Origin of the sequence: Paramicrobacterium agarici (genome assembly GCF_002563955.1) — a bacterium.
In the GTDB taxonomy this organism is placed as follows: Bacteria; Actinomycetota; Actinomycetes; order Actinomycetales; family Microbacteriaceae; genus Paramicrobacterium; species Paramicrobacterium agarici.
In genome coordinates this window covers 613,739-627,463 of record NZ_PDJE01000001.1, presented here as the reverse complement: position 1 = coordinate 627,463, position 13,725 = coordinate 613,739, and the positions used below count along the sequence as shown (strand labels likewise).

The 13,725-nt window shown below is 64.5% G+C and carries 11 protein-coding genes; 2 read left to right on the top strand and 9 right to left on the bottom strand.

Features of this window, described 5'->3' with window-relative positions:
* Nucleotides 1-20: 20 nt before the first annotated feature.
* A complete protein-coding gene (locus tag ATJ78_RS03170; protein ID WP_245836184.1) occupies nucleotides 21-1,607 on the top strand; it encodes an arylsulfatase in 1,587 nt (528 codons plus the stop codon).
* A gap of 86 nt (nucleotides 1,608-1,693) precedes the next feature.
* Here ATJ78_RS03170 and ATJ78_RS03165 read toward each other — a convergent pair whose 3' ends face one another.
* From ATJ78_RS03165 to iolC, 9 genes are all read right to left on the bottom strand, one after another.
* A complete protein-coding gene (locus ATJ78_RS03165) occupies nucleotides 1,694-2,854 on the bottom strand; it encodes a Gfo/Idh/MocA family protein (RefSeq protein WP_098406273.1) in 1,161 nt (386 codons plus the stop codon).
* Nucleotides 2,851-3,729, bottom strand: coding sequence for a sugar phosphate isomerase/epimerase family protein (locus ATJ78_RS03160; RefSeq protein WP_098406272.1), 879 nt, complete (start codon nucleotides 3,727-3,729; stop codon nucleotides 2,851-2,853). Before ATJ78_RS03160 ends, ATJ78_RS03165 begins: the two co-directional genes overlap by 4 nt.
* A gap of 70 nt (nucleotides 3,730-3,799) precedes the next feature.
* The gene (locus tag ATJ78_RS03155; protein WP_098406271.1) at nucleotides 3,800-4,819 is read right to left on the bottom strand and encodes a Gfo/Idh/MocA family protein; all 1,020 of its coding nucleotides are present in this window, start codon (nucleotides 4,817-4,819) and stop codon (nucleotides 3,800-3,802) included.
* Between the two features lie 35 nt (nucleotides 4,820-4,854).
* A complete protein-coding gene (locus ATJ78_RS03150; RefSeq protein ID WP_098406270.1) occupies nucleotides 4,855-5,763 on the bottom strand; it encodes a sugar phosphate isomerase/epimerase family protein in 909 nt (302 codons plus the stop codon).
* A 49-nt stretch (nucleotides 5,764-5,812) separates the two neighbouring features.
* The gene (gene iolD / locus ATJ78_RS03145; RefSeq protein ID WP_245836183.1) at nucleotides 5,813-7,708 is read right to left on the bottom strand and encodes a 3D-(3,5/4)-trihydroxycyclohexane-1,2-dione acylhydrolase (decyclizing); all 1,896 of its coding nucleotides are present in this window, start codon (nucleotides 7,706-7,708) and stop codon (nucleotides 5,813-5,815) included.
* A gap of 2 nt (nucleotides 7,709-7,710) precedes the next feature.
* Complete coding sequence (iolB, locus tag ATJ78_RS03140) at nucleotides 7,711-8,640, bottom strand: 5-deoxy-glucuronate isomerase (protein ID WP_098406268.1); 930 nt, start codon at nucleotides 8,638-8,640, stop codon at nucleotides 7,711-7,713.
* 42 nt (nucleotides 8,641-8,682) lie between these two features.
* On the bottom strand, nucleotides 8,683-10,194 hold the full coding sequence (locus tag ATJ78_RS03135; RefSeq protein ID WP_098406267.1) for a CoA-acylating methylmalonate-semialdehyde dehydrogenase: 1,512 nt from the start codon (nucleotides 10,192-10,194) through the stop codon (nucleotides 8,683-8,685).
* A gap of 20 nt (nucleotides 10,195-10,214) precedes the next feature.
* Nucleotides 10,215-11,135: a Cgl0159 family (beta/alpha)8-fold protein gene (locus ATJ78_RS03130; RefSeq protein WP_098406266.1), complete on the bottom strand. Its 921-nt coding sequence runs from the start codon at nucleotides 11,133-11,135 to the stop codon at nucleotides 10,215-10,217.
* Complete coding sequence (gene iolC, locus ATJ78_RS03125; protein ID WP_098406265.1) at nucleotides 11,122-12,090, bottom strand: 5-dehydro-2-deoxygluconokinase; 969 nt, start codon at nucleotides 12,088-12,090, stop codon at nucleotides 11,122-11,124. Before iolC ends, ATJ78_RS03130 begins: the two co-directional genes overlap by 14 nt.
* A gap of 158 nt (nucleotides 12,091-12,248) precedes the next feature.
* Here iolC and betC point away from each other — a divergent pair, with 158 nt between their 5' ends.
* Nucleotides 12,249-13,703: a choline-sulfatase gene (gene betC, locus ATJ78_RS03120; protein WP_098406264.1), complete on the top strand. Its 1,455-nt coding sequence runs from the start codon at nucleotides 12,249-12,251 to the stop codon at nucleotides 13,701-13,703.
* The last annotated feature ends 22 nt before the right edge of the window (nucleotides 13,704-13,725 follow it).

Here is a 13,725-nt window from a genome sequence, read left to right as displayed (position 1 = left end):
GCTGAAACATTGGAGTTTCTGTGCGTGAGAACAAGCCCAACATCCTGGTCATACTTGCCGACGACCTCGGCTACTCGGATATCGGGTGCTTTGGCGGCGAGATCTCGACGCCTCATATCGACTCGTTGGCCGCAGACGGAGTCAGGCTGCGTGACTTTCACAACACACCACGATGCAGTCCAAGCCGCGCTTCTCTTCTCACCGGCCTTCACCCTCATCAAGCGGGGATCGGCATTCTGACCGGCGACGATTCAGATGACGGAGGTTACCGCGGAAATCTCAATCCTGACGTGCTCACCATCGCTGAGATCCTGAAGGACGCTGGCTACGAGACGGCAGCCCGAGGGAAATGGCATCTCGCCGCAGATATGCACACTCCCAACGGCGCTTGGCCAACTGAGCGCGGGTTCGATAGCTTCTGGGGAACGCTGACCGGCTGCGGTAGCTACTACCGGCCGGGCACCCTCACGCGCGATCTCGCCGACGCGAGCCACGAGGCCACGGATCCTGGGTTCTTCTACACCGATCGAATCGCTGAAGAATCAGTATCGTTCCTCAGAAATCGTGATCGGGATCGACCATTTTTTCTCTACGCGCCATTCACGGCCCCTCACTGGCCGCTTCATGCACGCGAGGCGACGATCGCGAAGTATCGAGCGGTTTACGCGCGCGGCTGGGACGAATTGCGTGATGAGAGATTCGAACGGCAGATCTCGCTCGGCGTCCTATCTCCTGGCACCCCGCTGTCAGAGCGAGACCCGTCGGTTCCAGAGTGGGCGAACGAACCGAACAAGGAATGGCAGATAGAGCGCATGAGCGTCTACGCCGCAATGGTCGAGGAGATGGACTCAGCCGTTGGCACAATCCTCAATGAGCTCAAGGATCAGAACGTTCGCGAGAATACGATCGTCGTCTTCCTCTCCGATAACGGCGCGTCTGCTGACCCGGTGCCGCTCATTGAACTCGAGTACTTTCGCGAGCGGCTCGACATTCTCAATCAACGAACCAAAGACGGTAGATCAGTCGATATTGGCAATGATCCTCGGGTCATGCCCGGCGGCGAAGAGTCCTACCAGAGTTACGGGCGGGCATGGGCGAATTTGTCCAATACGCCATATCGCCTTTACAAATTGTGGGCTCATGAAGGGGGAATTGCGGCACCGTTCATTTTCTCGTGGCCGGAAGGCGATCTCCCTACCGGGGAAGTCATCGACGGAGCGTTTCAGCTCACTCACGTGCTGCCGACACTCCTCGAAGCTGCTCACGTGAACGCCCCGGCATCGCTGCCGAGCAACAGCATCCTTAGCACGCTCCGTGGCGCTGAGGTTAGCGACCCACAACCGCTCTGGTGGGAGCACTGCGGCAACGCGGCATACCGCAAGGGCAACTGGAAGCTGGTGCGCGAACACGGTTTCACTTGGGAACTTTATGACATGTCGACTGACCGCTCAGAGACGATTGATGTCGCTTCTCAACATCCGGAACTCGTGGACGAACTCGCGGATGAGTGGCGGAAGACTGCTGATTCAGTGGGCGTGATTCCGTTTCAGAAGACACTGGACATTTATCGCAAGCGCGGCCTCGGGTGGACATCGGCCGTGGGGTAGCGCGGCTGCGGTCACACCGTCGTCGCCAGCGATGAGACGACCGTGCCGAATGTTTTATCGCCGAAGATCGAGACGACGCCGTGGAGTCAGCGGGGGAGCGCGACCCACTCGCGCGACTCGGCCGAGCGCTCCGCGGCATCCGCCGCCCGCGCAGCTGCTAGGCCGTCATGGACCGACGGCGCCTTCTGCTCACCCGTCACCACGGACTCCACGAAGAGCGCAGCCTCGATCGCCTTAAGGTCGTCGAAGCCCATGCTCGTGCCGCCGCCGGGCTGAAAGCGCGCGAAGTCGCCATGCCCCGGGCTCATGTAGACGTCGGTGTAGCCGTAGTTCTCTCCTGAGCGCAGACTGACCTGCAGTTCGTTCATACGCTGGAAGTCCCAGCGCAGCGATCCCTCGGTTCCATAGACCTCGATCACGTACTCCGCCCGAGGGCCGATCGCGATGCGACTCGACTCGAACGTGCCGATCGCTCCCGACGCAAATTTCGCGATCACGAGAGCAACGTCTTCGTTCTCGACGGTCTTCATCTCGCCGCCCGCAGACTTGCTGAAGTGGCTCGCGTTTGCCGAGGTCGGCTTCGCACGCTCCGTGATGTACGTACCCGTCGTCGCCGACACCTCGTCGATCTCTCCGACGAGAAACGTCGCGAGATCGAAACCGTGTGACAGTAGGTCGCCGAGTACGCCAGAGCCGGCGCGCTCGCGCTCAAAGCGCCACGTCAGCGCACCCTGCGGATCTGATGAGTAGTCGGCGAGGAACGACGTGCGAACATTCGTGATCATGCCAAGCGCGCCACGTTCGATGAGCTCGCGGGCGTGAGAGACCGCCGGCGCGTTGCGATAGTTGAAGCCGACGGCGGTGACGAGGCCAGCGTCGGATGCCGCTCGCGCGATCTCCACGCTCTCGGCGACGTTGCGCCCCATGGGCTTCTCGATCCAGAACGGCTTGCCTGCCTCGGCGGCGGCGAGCGCGAACTCTTTGTGCAGAAAGTTGGGCGCGCAGATCGACACGACGTCGACATCGGGATCCGAAAGCACGTCGCGGTAGTCGGTTGTGCAGCGCTCGTAGCCCAGCTGGTCGACGGCTTGCTGCGCGGCCTCCGCGACAGCATCCGCCGCTATCACCAGACGCGGCCGCACGCCCAGCTCGGGGAACCGCTCGGGAATCGACTTGTACGACCGAGTGTGCAGGCGCCCCATCCAGCCGACGCTGATGAGGCCAACGCCGATCGTGCGCGCGCTCATGCGCGGGCCTTGTCGATGAGCTCGCGGATCTTCTGCACCTGGTATTTGCTGACCTCATCTGCGCGCTCGTCTTCGCCGAACACGTTCGACACGATGAGCGCGTCGTCTCGATCGAGGTAGCCGGTCTTCGCGAGTACGCCGAACAGCTCCTGCCAGTCGACGTCGCCGTCGCCGATCGCCGAGTGCTGGTGAATGCGCACCGTGTTTCCCGGCGGGTTGCTGATGTAGCGCAGACCGTGCGAGCGATTGTGGTCGAAGCTGTCTGCCGTGTACACGGCGCCGAGCCGATCGCCGATCTCGGGCAGCAGTGTTGTCGCGCGATCCCCGTAGTGGAAGGTGTGCGATGCGACGTAGACAAAGCCCACCTGCCGTGAGTTGAGCCCGCGGATGATGCGCCAGGCCTCGAGACCGTCTTCGACGAAATCGTCGGGGTGGGGATCGATGTTGAGCGTGATGCCCTCGCGCTCCAGCACAGGAAGCAGCTCGTCCATCGACCGGTAGAAGCCGGCCTCCGACTCCTCCTCGCGTTCGGGCCGCCCCGAGAACTCGGTATTGATCATGGGCACACCGAGCTCGGCCGCGACCTCGATGTACCGGCGCATATTGCGCACGGCCGCTTCACGCTGCGGCTCGTCGGGCCACGAGATGCGCTGAACGGGCAGAATCGACGTGATTGTCACGCCGGCGTCCTTCGCCCGCTTCTTGAGCTCGGCGATCATCGCGTCGTCGAGCTTGGGGTAGTGAAAGTGACGCCCGAAGTCGGGGTTCGGTGTCAGCTGCAGGTGCTCGTACCCGAGTCGCGCGACGAGCTCGGGAAAGTCGAGCAGGTGCACGGAATCGTTGTACGGTGTCGGGTCGAGTGCGATGCGGACCATGATGCTCCTTCGTCAGTGGAAGAGAGGCGGATGCTGTCAGAGCAGCTGCTCGCGACAGCATCCGGCTGTCTCAGGCGTAGAACGCCGGGCGCTCCTCGTGCGGGATCTCGACGATGCCGCCGGAGTTGAGCGCCGTGACTCCGGCCTCGCACGCGAGCGCGACCTTGTAGCCGTCCCACGCGTTCGGACCGTCGATGAGGTCGCCGCGGCGAACGGCATCCACCCAGCGCTGAACCTCGTTGTCGTAGGCGTCGGCGAAGCGCGTGGTGAAACTTGCATGCTCCTTCTGGAATATGCGCTCGTCTTGCCAGCGCTGCAGGCCGTTGGGCTGCCCGATGCGAGCGGTCCCCTTCTCGAAAACGGCCTCGGTCGCCACCTGGTAGCCGAACTGGATGCTGACGTTCATCTCGACATCGACGAGCACGCCGTTCTCGAGCTCGATGATCACGAGAATCGGCTCTTTCAGGCGCTCGGGCGCAAGCGAGTTGCGGCGTGGATACTTCACCTCGACGCTCTTTACGTCGCTTCCCGCGAGCCAGGGAGCAACGTCGAACTCGTGCACCACCGAGTCGGTGATGAGCATGTCCTGGTGATACGCGTCGGGAACACTCGGGTTGCGGTGCACGCAGCGCAGCATCACGAGTTCCCCCGCGTCTTTCGAGGTGACGAGGTCGCGCAGCTGTCCGTACTCGCGGTCGAAGCGCCGCATGAATCCCACCTGAATGTGCGGCCTGTCGAGCTTCTGCTCGGCCTCGAGCACACGCCGCGACGACTCCGGCTCCTGCGTCAGCGGCTTCTCGCACAACATCGGCAGCTTCGCGTCGAGGGCGGGCAGAATCACGGGTTCGTGAAACTGTCCGGGCGTCGCGATGAGCACAGCGTCCACGGCGTCTGCGGCAATCGCCTCCTCGATGCTCGCGAACGCGCGCGCACCGGGAGCGTGCTCGAGCGCGGCGTCGGCGCGACCAGCATCCGGTTCGACGATCGCCGAGACGTGCGCTCCCGCGACGCGATTCGTCAGGCGGCTGATGTGGTCGGCGCCCATCATTCCGGCGCCGACGACGGCGACGCGGATGTCGCTGTGGGTCATGAGTGTGCTCCTTGCCAGGTTTCTGTGTGGTCGGCTCAGTCGAGGCGCGCGGCCGAGGTGGATGAGAGCAGGTGCTCGCGCGTGCGCTGAGCGATGGGGAACGGGTGGTCGACGGCGCAGCCATACATGTCCTGCTCCACGATGCCGAAGATGTTCGGGTCGAGTGCCGCGACCTTTTCGATGATCGGTGCGAGCGGCGGCACGCCGTTCGGCGGTTCGATCATGATGCCGTCTGCGACAGCATCCTTGAACGACACATCGTTCTTCAACACGTCGAACAGCTGCTCCTGGTCGACCTGCTTGAGGTGCAGGTATCCAATGCGCGACGGGTAGGCGTCGATGAGCCGCAGGTTGTCGCCGCCGTAGTAGGCGAAGTGCCCGGTGTCGAGGCAGAGGTTCGTGTAGCGCTCGTCTGTCTCGGTGAGAAAGCGCTCCACCTCCCGATAGGTGCCGATGTGGCTGTCGGCGTGCGAGTGGAACTGCTGGGCCATGCCGAACTCGTCGAGCAGCGCTTTGCCGAGCCGGTCGTGCGCCGCGGCGAGCTTCGCCCACTGGTCGGCGTCGAGCGTTCGCGGCTCAAGCGCCTCGCCCGTCGCGTCGCTGCGCCACAGATCGGGAATCACGACGAGGTGCTCAGCGCCCAGCTTCGAGGCGAGCCCTGCAACGGCGAGCGCCTGATCCCACGCGCGCTTCCACTGGTCGTCGCCCTTGTGAAAACCCGTGAAGACCGTGCCGGCCGAGAGCTTGAGTCCGCGGGTGCCGAGCTCGTCTTCAAGCTGATGCGGGTCGGTCGGCAGGTAGCCGTAGGGACCGAGCTCGATCCAGGTGTACCCGGCCTCGACGACCTCGTCGAGGAACCGCTCCCACGGAACCTGATTGGGGTCGTCGGGGAACCACACGCCCCACGAGTCGGGGGCGGTGCCGATGCGAATTCCGTTCGACATACGAATGTCGTCCTCTCTGACGTTCTGACGATTCTGTGGGCGGATGCTGTCAGCCAAGCAGCGGCTTCTGCCTGGCCTTGTCGACGAGGTACTCGTCGTATGCGGTCTGCGTCGACTCAAGCTCCGAGACGGGGGCGACGGGCACATCCCACCAGCCCTCGCCGTCGGGCGCGTAGTCGAGCGGGTTGGAGTTGATGTGGATCACAGTCGACCTGTCCGAGGCTTTGGCCGCGGCGATCGCCTGTTTCAGGTCGTCAATGGCGGATGCTGATGGGTCCACCTCGATCACGTCGACGCCGTAGCTGCGGGCGTTCGCCGCAAGATCGATGGGCAGCACCTCGTTGCCCTGGAAGTTGCGCGCCGACTCGTCGAGCGTGCGGTACTTGGTGCCGAAACGCTGGGATCCCGTGGTCTCCGACAGGGCTCCGATCGAGGCGTAGCCGTGGTTCTGCACGATGATCACGATGATCTTGAGGCCCTCGGCCACGGCGGTGACGAGCTCCGTGTGCAGCATGAGGTACGAACCGTCGCCCACCATCACGATCACGTCACGGTCGGGTGCTCCGCGTCGCACGCCGAGTCCTCCCGCGATCTCGTAGCCCATGCACGAGAACGCGTACTCCACGTGGTAGCCGAGGGCGTCACGCACACGCCACAGCTTGTGCAGGTCTCCCGGCAGCGATCCGGCTGCCTGCACGATCACGTCGCGCGGGTCGCTCGCGCCCTGCACGGCGCCGATGATCTCGCTTTGTCCGGGAAGCTCGGCGCCGGTCGGCTCGAAGGCAGCGTCGACGACAGCATCCCATGCCTTCTTCTCGTCGGCCACGCGCGTGGCGAACTCGTCGGAGACTCGGTGACCGTCGAGCAGCGTGCGCAGGCTGCGCAGCGCTTCGCCCGCGTCGGCGATGACGGGCAGCTGACTGCCGTGCTTGTAGGCGTCGAACGACGCGACGTTGATGTTCACGAACGTCACGTCGGGGTTTTGGAAGGCGGTGCGGCTCGCCGTCGTGAAGTCGCTGTACCGGGTGCCGATGCCGATCACCACGTCGGCCTGCTCCGCAATGCGGTTGGCCGCCGTGGTGCCGGTCGCCCCGATTCCCCCCAGGTTCTGCGCGTGGTCCCACGCGAGCACTCCCCCGCCGGCCTGCGACGTGCCGACGGGAATTCCCGTGTGCTCCACGAGGTCACGCAGATCGTTCTCGGCGTCGGCGTACAGCACCCCGCCGCCCGCCACGACGATGGGCTTCTGCGCGCCGCGAATCGCCGCGGCGGCACGCTCGATCGGCCCGTGCTCGGCGAGTGGGCGACGAATGTGCCACTCACGGTCGGCGAGAAACTCCTCGGGCACGTCAAGCACCTCGGCCTGAACATCTTCGGGCAGGGCGATCGTCACGGCGCCGGTCTCGGCCGGGTCCGTGAGCACGCGCATGGCGGCGAGCGCGATCGAGAACAGCTGCTCTGGGCGGTCAACGCGGTCGAAGAACTTCGACAGCGGCCGGAAGGCGTCGGTCACCTGCACGGAGGTGTCGTGCGGCATCTCCAGCTGCTGCAGCACCGGATCAGATACGCGCGTGGCGAATGTGTCGCTCGGCAGCAGCAGCGCGGGAAGCCGGTTCGACGTCGCGAGAGCCGCGCCCGTGAGCATGTTGGCGGCGCCAGGACCGACGGATGCTGCGCAGGCGAAGGTGCCGCGCCGGCGGTGCATGCGCGCATAGCCGACCGCCTGGTGCACCATGGCCTGCTCGTTGCGCGCCTGGTGGTACGGCAGCAGGTCGGGCTCGAGAGCGTTCGCCTGGGCGATCGCCTGGCCGAGCCCTGCCACGTTTCCGTGGCCGAAGATGCCGAAGACGCCCGGGATCGTGCGCTCGCGCACATCACCGTCTACCGTCCACTGGTGCCCGAGAAACTCCACGAGCGCTTGGCCCACCGTCATTCGCCGTGACATGGTCACTGCCCTTCTTCTTCACGGTACGGAAGCCGGGAGTCGAACTCCTGGCCCTCCCAGCTGGCGCGCACCCACCCGTGCGCGGGGTCGTCTGTGATGTTCCAGACCCGCTCGGCGTCTGGCCCTGCCATCACATTGAGGTAGTACATGTCGTACCCGGGCGCCGCTGCGGCGGGTCCGTGGTATCCGTAGGGCACGAGGGCGATGTCGCCCGTGCGCACGATCGCGTTGATGTCGATGTCGCCTGCGCTCGACGAGTACGTGGCGAAGAGCCCGAAGGGGTCGGCCTCGGCCGGGGCGTCGAGCCCGCGAGACACGGCCGTCTCGAAGTAGTAGATCTCCTCGAGCCGCGACTCGGTGCCCGGCACATGAGTGTCGTGCTTGTGAGCGGGGAACGACGACCAGTTCTCAGCAGGCGTGATCACCTCGCACACAATGAACTTCGATGCGGCGAGTGCCGCGGGCGTTCCGTAGTTGTGCACCTGTCGACTCGAGCGCCCGGCACCGCGCAGCTCGACGGGAACGTCTGCCTGTGGAATGTAGGTGACCGGATGCTGTTGCGCAGCCGCCTCCCCCGACACCGGCGCCTCGGCCACCGCGACACGGCCCGATCCCGAGATCGTCGCTGACGTTCCGGCCGGCAGATAGAGAACGTCGGGTGGCCCGTCGAAGACCGATCGGCGACCGACCAGGACGGCGACGTCGCTCTCGACAGCATCCGTCAGCTGATCTCTCGCGTACTCAACGTGGAACGAGCCCGCGAGTGGAATGACGAGCCGTTCCACGTCTCCCGCGGAGAGATCGCGCGACTCCCCTGCCGCCAGCTCGGCGATGCGCAGTCCCGTGTGCTGCCAGCCCTCGAGCTCTCCGTCGACAACGCTCTGCCAGCCGTCGCGGGCGAGTTCGCCGTTGCGGTAGAACCACTGCGTCATGAGAATGCTCCGTAAATCTCGTGCGGGTTGGTCGTTGCTCTGCTAGTCGTTTTCGGGGAATCCGAGGTTGATGCCGCCGTGGGTTGCGGGGTCGAGCCAGCGTGAGGTGATGGCCTTCTCTTGGGTGAAGAAGTCGAATCCGTGCACACCGTATGCCTTCGCGCTGCCGAACAGCGACTGCTTCCACCCGCCGAACGAGTGATACGCCACCGGAACCGGAATCGGCACGTTGATGCCGATCATGCCGACCTCGACCTCGTTCTGGAACCGCCGGGCAGCACCACCATCGTTGGTGAAGATCGCGGTGCCGTTGCCGAACTGGCCCGAGTTGATCAGGTCCATGCCCTCTTGGAACGTCTGCACCCGCACGATCGAGAGCACAGGTCCGAAGATCTCCTCCGAGTACGCCTTCGACGACAACGGGATGTTGTCGATCAGCGTCGGGCCCAACCAGAACCCGTCCTCAGCACCATCAACGGTGAAACCACGCCCGTCGACGACGATGTCGGCACCGTCCTGCTCAGCAATGTCGATGTAGCCGCGCACCTTGTCGCGATGCTGCGCTGTGACAAGCGGCCCCATGTCGGGGTTGTCGCGCCCGTCACCGACGGTCAGCTTCGCCATGCGCTCACGGATCTTGTCGATCAGCGCGTCTGCGACCGGCTCCACGGCGATCACGACGGACTGTGCCATGCACCGCTCCCCCGCGGAACCATAGCCGGAGTTGATCGCCTGATCCGCAACAAGGTCCAGATCAGCATCCGGCAACACCATCATGTGGTTATTCGCCCCACCGAGCGCCTGCACCCGCTTGCCGTGCTTCGCCGCAGTCTCGTAAATGTACTGCGCGATCGGCGTAGACCCCACAAACGAGATCGACCGCACCTCCGGCGCCGTCAGCAACCCATCCACCGCCTGCTTATCCCCCTGCAACACCGTGAACACACCATCAGGAAGGCCCGCTTCCTTCCACAGCTTCGCCATCCACACCGCAGCCGACGGATCCTTCTCACTCGGCTTCAACACCACCGTGTTACCCGCCGCGATCGCGATCGGGAAGAACCACAACGGCACCATCGCCGGAAAATTGAATGGGCTGATGATCCCCACAACACCCAGCGGCTGCTTGATCGAATACACATCGACACCCGTCGACACGTTCTCCGAGAAATCGCCCTTGATCAGGTGCGGGAAACCGCACGCCAGGTCCACAACCTCAAGACCGCGCTGCACCTCACCGGCAGCATCCGACACCACCTTGCCGTGCTCGCTCGTGATGATCTCGGCCAACTCGAGCTTGCGCTCGTTCAACAGCTCACGAAATTTGAAGATGATCGCCTGACGCTTCGCCATCGACAGGTCGCGCCACCCCGGAAACGCATCAGACGCCGACCGGATCGCCGCACGAATCTCCGCATCATTCGCCAGAGCCAGATCCTTCGTCTGCTCACCCGTCGCCGGATTGAACACAGGCGCCGTACGCCCACTCGACGACGTGAACTCCGCGCCATCAACCCAATGCGACACCACAGGACGATCAGTGTTCTCGGTCATTTTCTCTCCTTTGACAAGTCTCAGTTCGTGCGCTGATGCACGAGTTCGGCAGCGGTGTCGACGGCGTGCGCCACGTCGCCGTCCGGCGGGTACACGAGGGTTCTGCCCACGACGAGACCGCGCACGCCGGGCAGCGCGAGCGCGTTCTCCCAGCGGCGGTAGGTCTCTTCGGGCTGACCCGAGGGGTCGCCGCCCAGAAGCAGCGTCGGAAGCGTCGTCGACGCCATGACGCGTTCCATCTCGTCGACGACGGGAAGCTTGAGCCACGTGTAGGCCGAGCTCGTGCCGAGGCCCTGCGCGATCGCGACGCTCCTGATGACGGCCTCCGTCGAGAGGTCGTTGACCACGGCGTCACCCTTCCAGTCGCTCATGAACGGCTCGACCATGATGGGAACGGATGCTGCGGCAGCATCCGACACCGCGTGCGCATTGGCAACGAGCGTGTTCTCGGTTGCCGCGTCGTCGAGGTTGACGCGCAGAAGCGTCTTCGCGAAGTCGAGCCGGTCGCGCACAATCGAGTCGATGTCGTACGCGGTGACGCGGTCGTCCATCTCGAAGGCAGCACCCTTGAGCCCTCCGCGGTTCATCGAGCCGACGACCACCTTGTCGTCGAGAACGCCGAGCAGGGCGAGATCGTCGATGATGTCGGGCGTTCCGAGCACGCCGTCGACGCCCGGGCGGCTCACGGCGAGGGCGAGCCTGTTGAGCAGATCGTAGCGGTCGGCCATCGCCATCTGATCGTCGCGCACGCCGAGCGCCCCACGAGCCGGGTGATCAGCGGCGACGATGAAGAGGCGGCCGTCGGTCAGAAGGGGGCGGCGCGTGCGAGCGGCATGCGCGGCGGCAACCTTCTCAGGGTGAAAGGCGCGCGTCTCGCGCAGTTGCTCGAACTGCTGCGGTGTAATGATCGGCGCTGCCGTCACGGTGTCAGTTGCCGACATAGTCGCTCTCCTTCAGAACCTTGTCGATCTCGTGAGTCTCGGGCATCGCCGTGGAGCACTCGCGGCGAGAGGCGACGATCGCCCCAGCCACGTTGGCGAAGCGCAGGATGCGGTCGAGCGACCACTCGCTCAGCAGCCCGAAGGCGAGAGCTCCGCCGAAGCTGTCGCCGGCTCCGAGCCCGTTGACCACGTCGACGAAGTACGGCGGAACGATGACGCTCTCGTCGCGGGTCTTCGCGAGAACACCCTTGGGTCCCTGCTTGACGATCGCGATCTCGACGCCGCGTTCGAGCAGCGCGTCGGCAGCGCGCTCGGGGTCTGTCTCCCCCACCGCGACCTCGCACTCCTCTTTGTTGCCGACCGCGACGGTCACATGCTCGAGCGCCTTCTGAACCTGCTCGCGTGCTGCCTCGGCCGACTCCCAGAACATGGGACGGTAGTCGAGGTCGAGAATCGTGTGCTCTCGGCGCTCGCGTGCGTCCCATGCGGCAAAGTGAGATCCGCGGCTCGGCTCTTCCGACAGTCCCGTGACCGTCGACCAGTAGATGCGCGCATGCCGGATCGCTTCGAGGTCGAGGTGCTCCGGCGTGATGTTCAGGTCGGGGGCCTTCGGCTTGCGGTAAAAGTAGAGCGGAAAGTCGTCTGGAGGAAAGATCTCGCAGAATGTCACGGGTGTGGGGTTCTCGTCGTCGACCATGATGAAGCGGTTGTCGACCCCAAGACGTCCCGCCTCGCGAATGCAGAATCGGCCGAACGGATCATCACCAACGCCGGTGACCACGGCGGAGTGAAGCCCGTGTCGTGCGGCGGCGACAGCGACGTTCGTCGCGCTTCCACCGAGGTACTTGCCGAACGTCTCGACCTCTTCGAGACCCACGCCGTCTTGGAGCGGGTAGATGTCTGTGCCGATCCGGCCGATGGTGATCAGGTCGAATGGTTCGTTCTGGGTGGTCATACGTCGGTGTATCGCTCTCTCGTGAAGTGCTCAAGCTTGTTTACATCTTATTGTCTTAACAAATACCACGTCAAGTGCACGCCCCACGCGCGTGAACCCGTGCGCTCTGACCACATCTGTGGATCGTTGTCAGAGGGAGTCAGCCGCGAAGGAGCGACATGGATCGTCCCAATATCCTTCTCATTGTCGTCGACCAGATGGCCCACGACGTGATCTCGGCACTCGGGCATCCGAGCGTTGTCACACCACATCTCGACGAGCTTGTCGATCAGAGCGCGGTTTTCGAGAACGCCTACTGCACGTCGCCAATCTGCCTCCCCTCCCGCGCCTCTCTCCTCACGGGACGACTTGGCCGCAACCTCGGCATTTACGACAACGGATCCGAACTGCCGGCGCGCGTTCCCACGCTCGCGCATCACCTCAACCGCGCGGGCTACACGACCGTTCTCTCGGGAAAAATGCATTTCGCGGGACCCGACCAGATGCACGGCTTCGACGAACGCCTCACCTCTGACTCTGCGCCGGCATCCTATGCGCTCACACCCGATTGGACCGATGGTGCCACTGCGAATCCGGGCACGAGCGTCACGCGGCTGCGCGGCGACCCGGTTCAGCCGTGGAGTCAGCAGCTGGCCTACGACGAAGAGGTTCTGCACACGTCTCTGACCCGCTTGCGCGCCCTCGCCGCCGACAGCGTACCGTTTCTGCTGTGCTCGTCTTTCGTGCACCCGCACGACCCCTTCATCGTCCCCGCCGAGTACTGGCATCGCTACGATGACGTCGAGATCCCTCCGCCGAACGATCCTGCCGTTCCGTTCGACGAGCTGCACCCGTTCGACCAGTGGATCCAGATACACCACGAGGCCGACAGGTTCCCCCTGAGCGAGCAAGAGACACAGACGGCACGGCGAGCGTACTTCGCCGTCGTCTCGTACGTCGACGACCTCGTTGGCCGCCTGCTCGCAGAACTGGATCGGCTCGGGCTGCGTGACGACACGGTCGTGGTGTTCACGAGCGACCACAGCGAGATGCTCGGCGAGCACGGCATGTGGTTCAAGCGCACCTATCGTGAGGGCTCAGCAAAAGTTCCGCTGCTGGTCAGCGGAACCGGCGTTCAACCAGGACGACGCCCCGGCGTCGTCTCCCTCGTTGACCTGACGCCAACGCTCATGGAGATCGGCAATGTCCCGGACGCGGCAGCCCATATCGCCGAGCTCGACGGGGAATCCCTCGCCCCGGTCTTGCATGATCCACGGTCGCCGGGGCGAGACGAAGCCGAGTTCGAGTATCTCGCCGAGGGAACGCTCGAACCGCTGCTCGCGCTGCGGGCGGGAAGATACAAGTACGTTTACGTCCGCAATCAGCCGGCACTGCTCTTCGACCTCGATGCCGACCCCCATGAGCTGCGCAACCTCGCGCCGCTGCCCGACGATGCAGGTATCGTCGATCGCTTGCGAGAACGTCTGCTCAGCCACGTCGACATCGACGCGCTCGACGCCGATGTGCGCGCGAGCCAGCGTCAGCGCCACGTAACGATGGCAGGAACGCCACCCGACCGCTCGTGGGACATCAGCCCGTCGCGCACCGCGATTCGCCTCTACCCGCCGCCCTAGCGGCACCGCGCCACCGTGGTAT

Coding starts and splice junctions, on each gene's coding strand:
- ATJ78_RS03165 (WP_098406273.1), bottom strand. CDS start 2,854: ATGAGCGCGCGCACGATCGGCGTTGGCCTCATCAGCGTCGGCTGGATG.
- ATJ78_RS03150 (WP_098406270.1), bottom strand. CDS start 5,763: ATGTCGAACGGAATTCGCATCGGCACCGCCCCCGACTCGTGGGGCGTG.
- betC (WP_098406264.1), top strand. CDS start 12,249: ATGGATCGTCCCAATATCCTTCTCATTGTCGTCGACCAGATGGCCCAC.
- iolC (WP_098406265.1), bottom strand. CDS start 12,090: ATGACCACCCAGAACGAACCATTCGACCTGATCACCATCGGCCGGATC.
- iolB (WP_098406268.1), bottom strand. CDS start 8,640: ATGACGCAGTGGTTCTACCGCAACGGCGAACTCGCCCGCGACGGCTGG.
- iolD (WP_245836183.1), bottom strand. CDS start 7,708: ATGTCACGGCGAATGACGGTGGGCCAAGCGCTCGTGGAGTTTCTCGGG.
- ATJ78_RS03155 (WP_098406271.1), bottom strand. CDS start 4,819: ATGACCCACAGCGACATCCGCGTCGCCGTCGTCGGCGCCGGAATGATG.
- ATJ78_RS03130 (WP_098406266.1), bottom strand. CDS start 11,135: ATGTCGGCAACTGACACCGTGACGGCAGCGCCGATCATTACACCGCAG.
- ATJ78_RS03135 (WP_098406267.1), bottom strand. CDS start 10,194: ATGACCGAGAACACTGATCGTCCTGTGGTGTCGCATTGGGTTGATGGC.
- ATJ78_RS03160 (WP_098406272.1), bottom strand. CDS start 3,729: ATGGTCCGCATCGCACTCGACCCGACACCGTACAACGATTCCGTGCAC.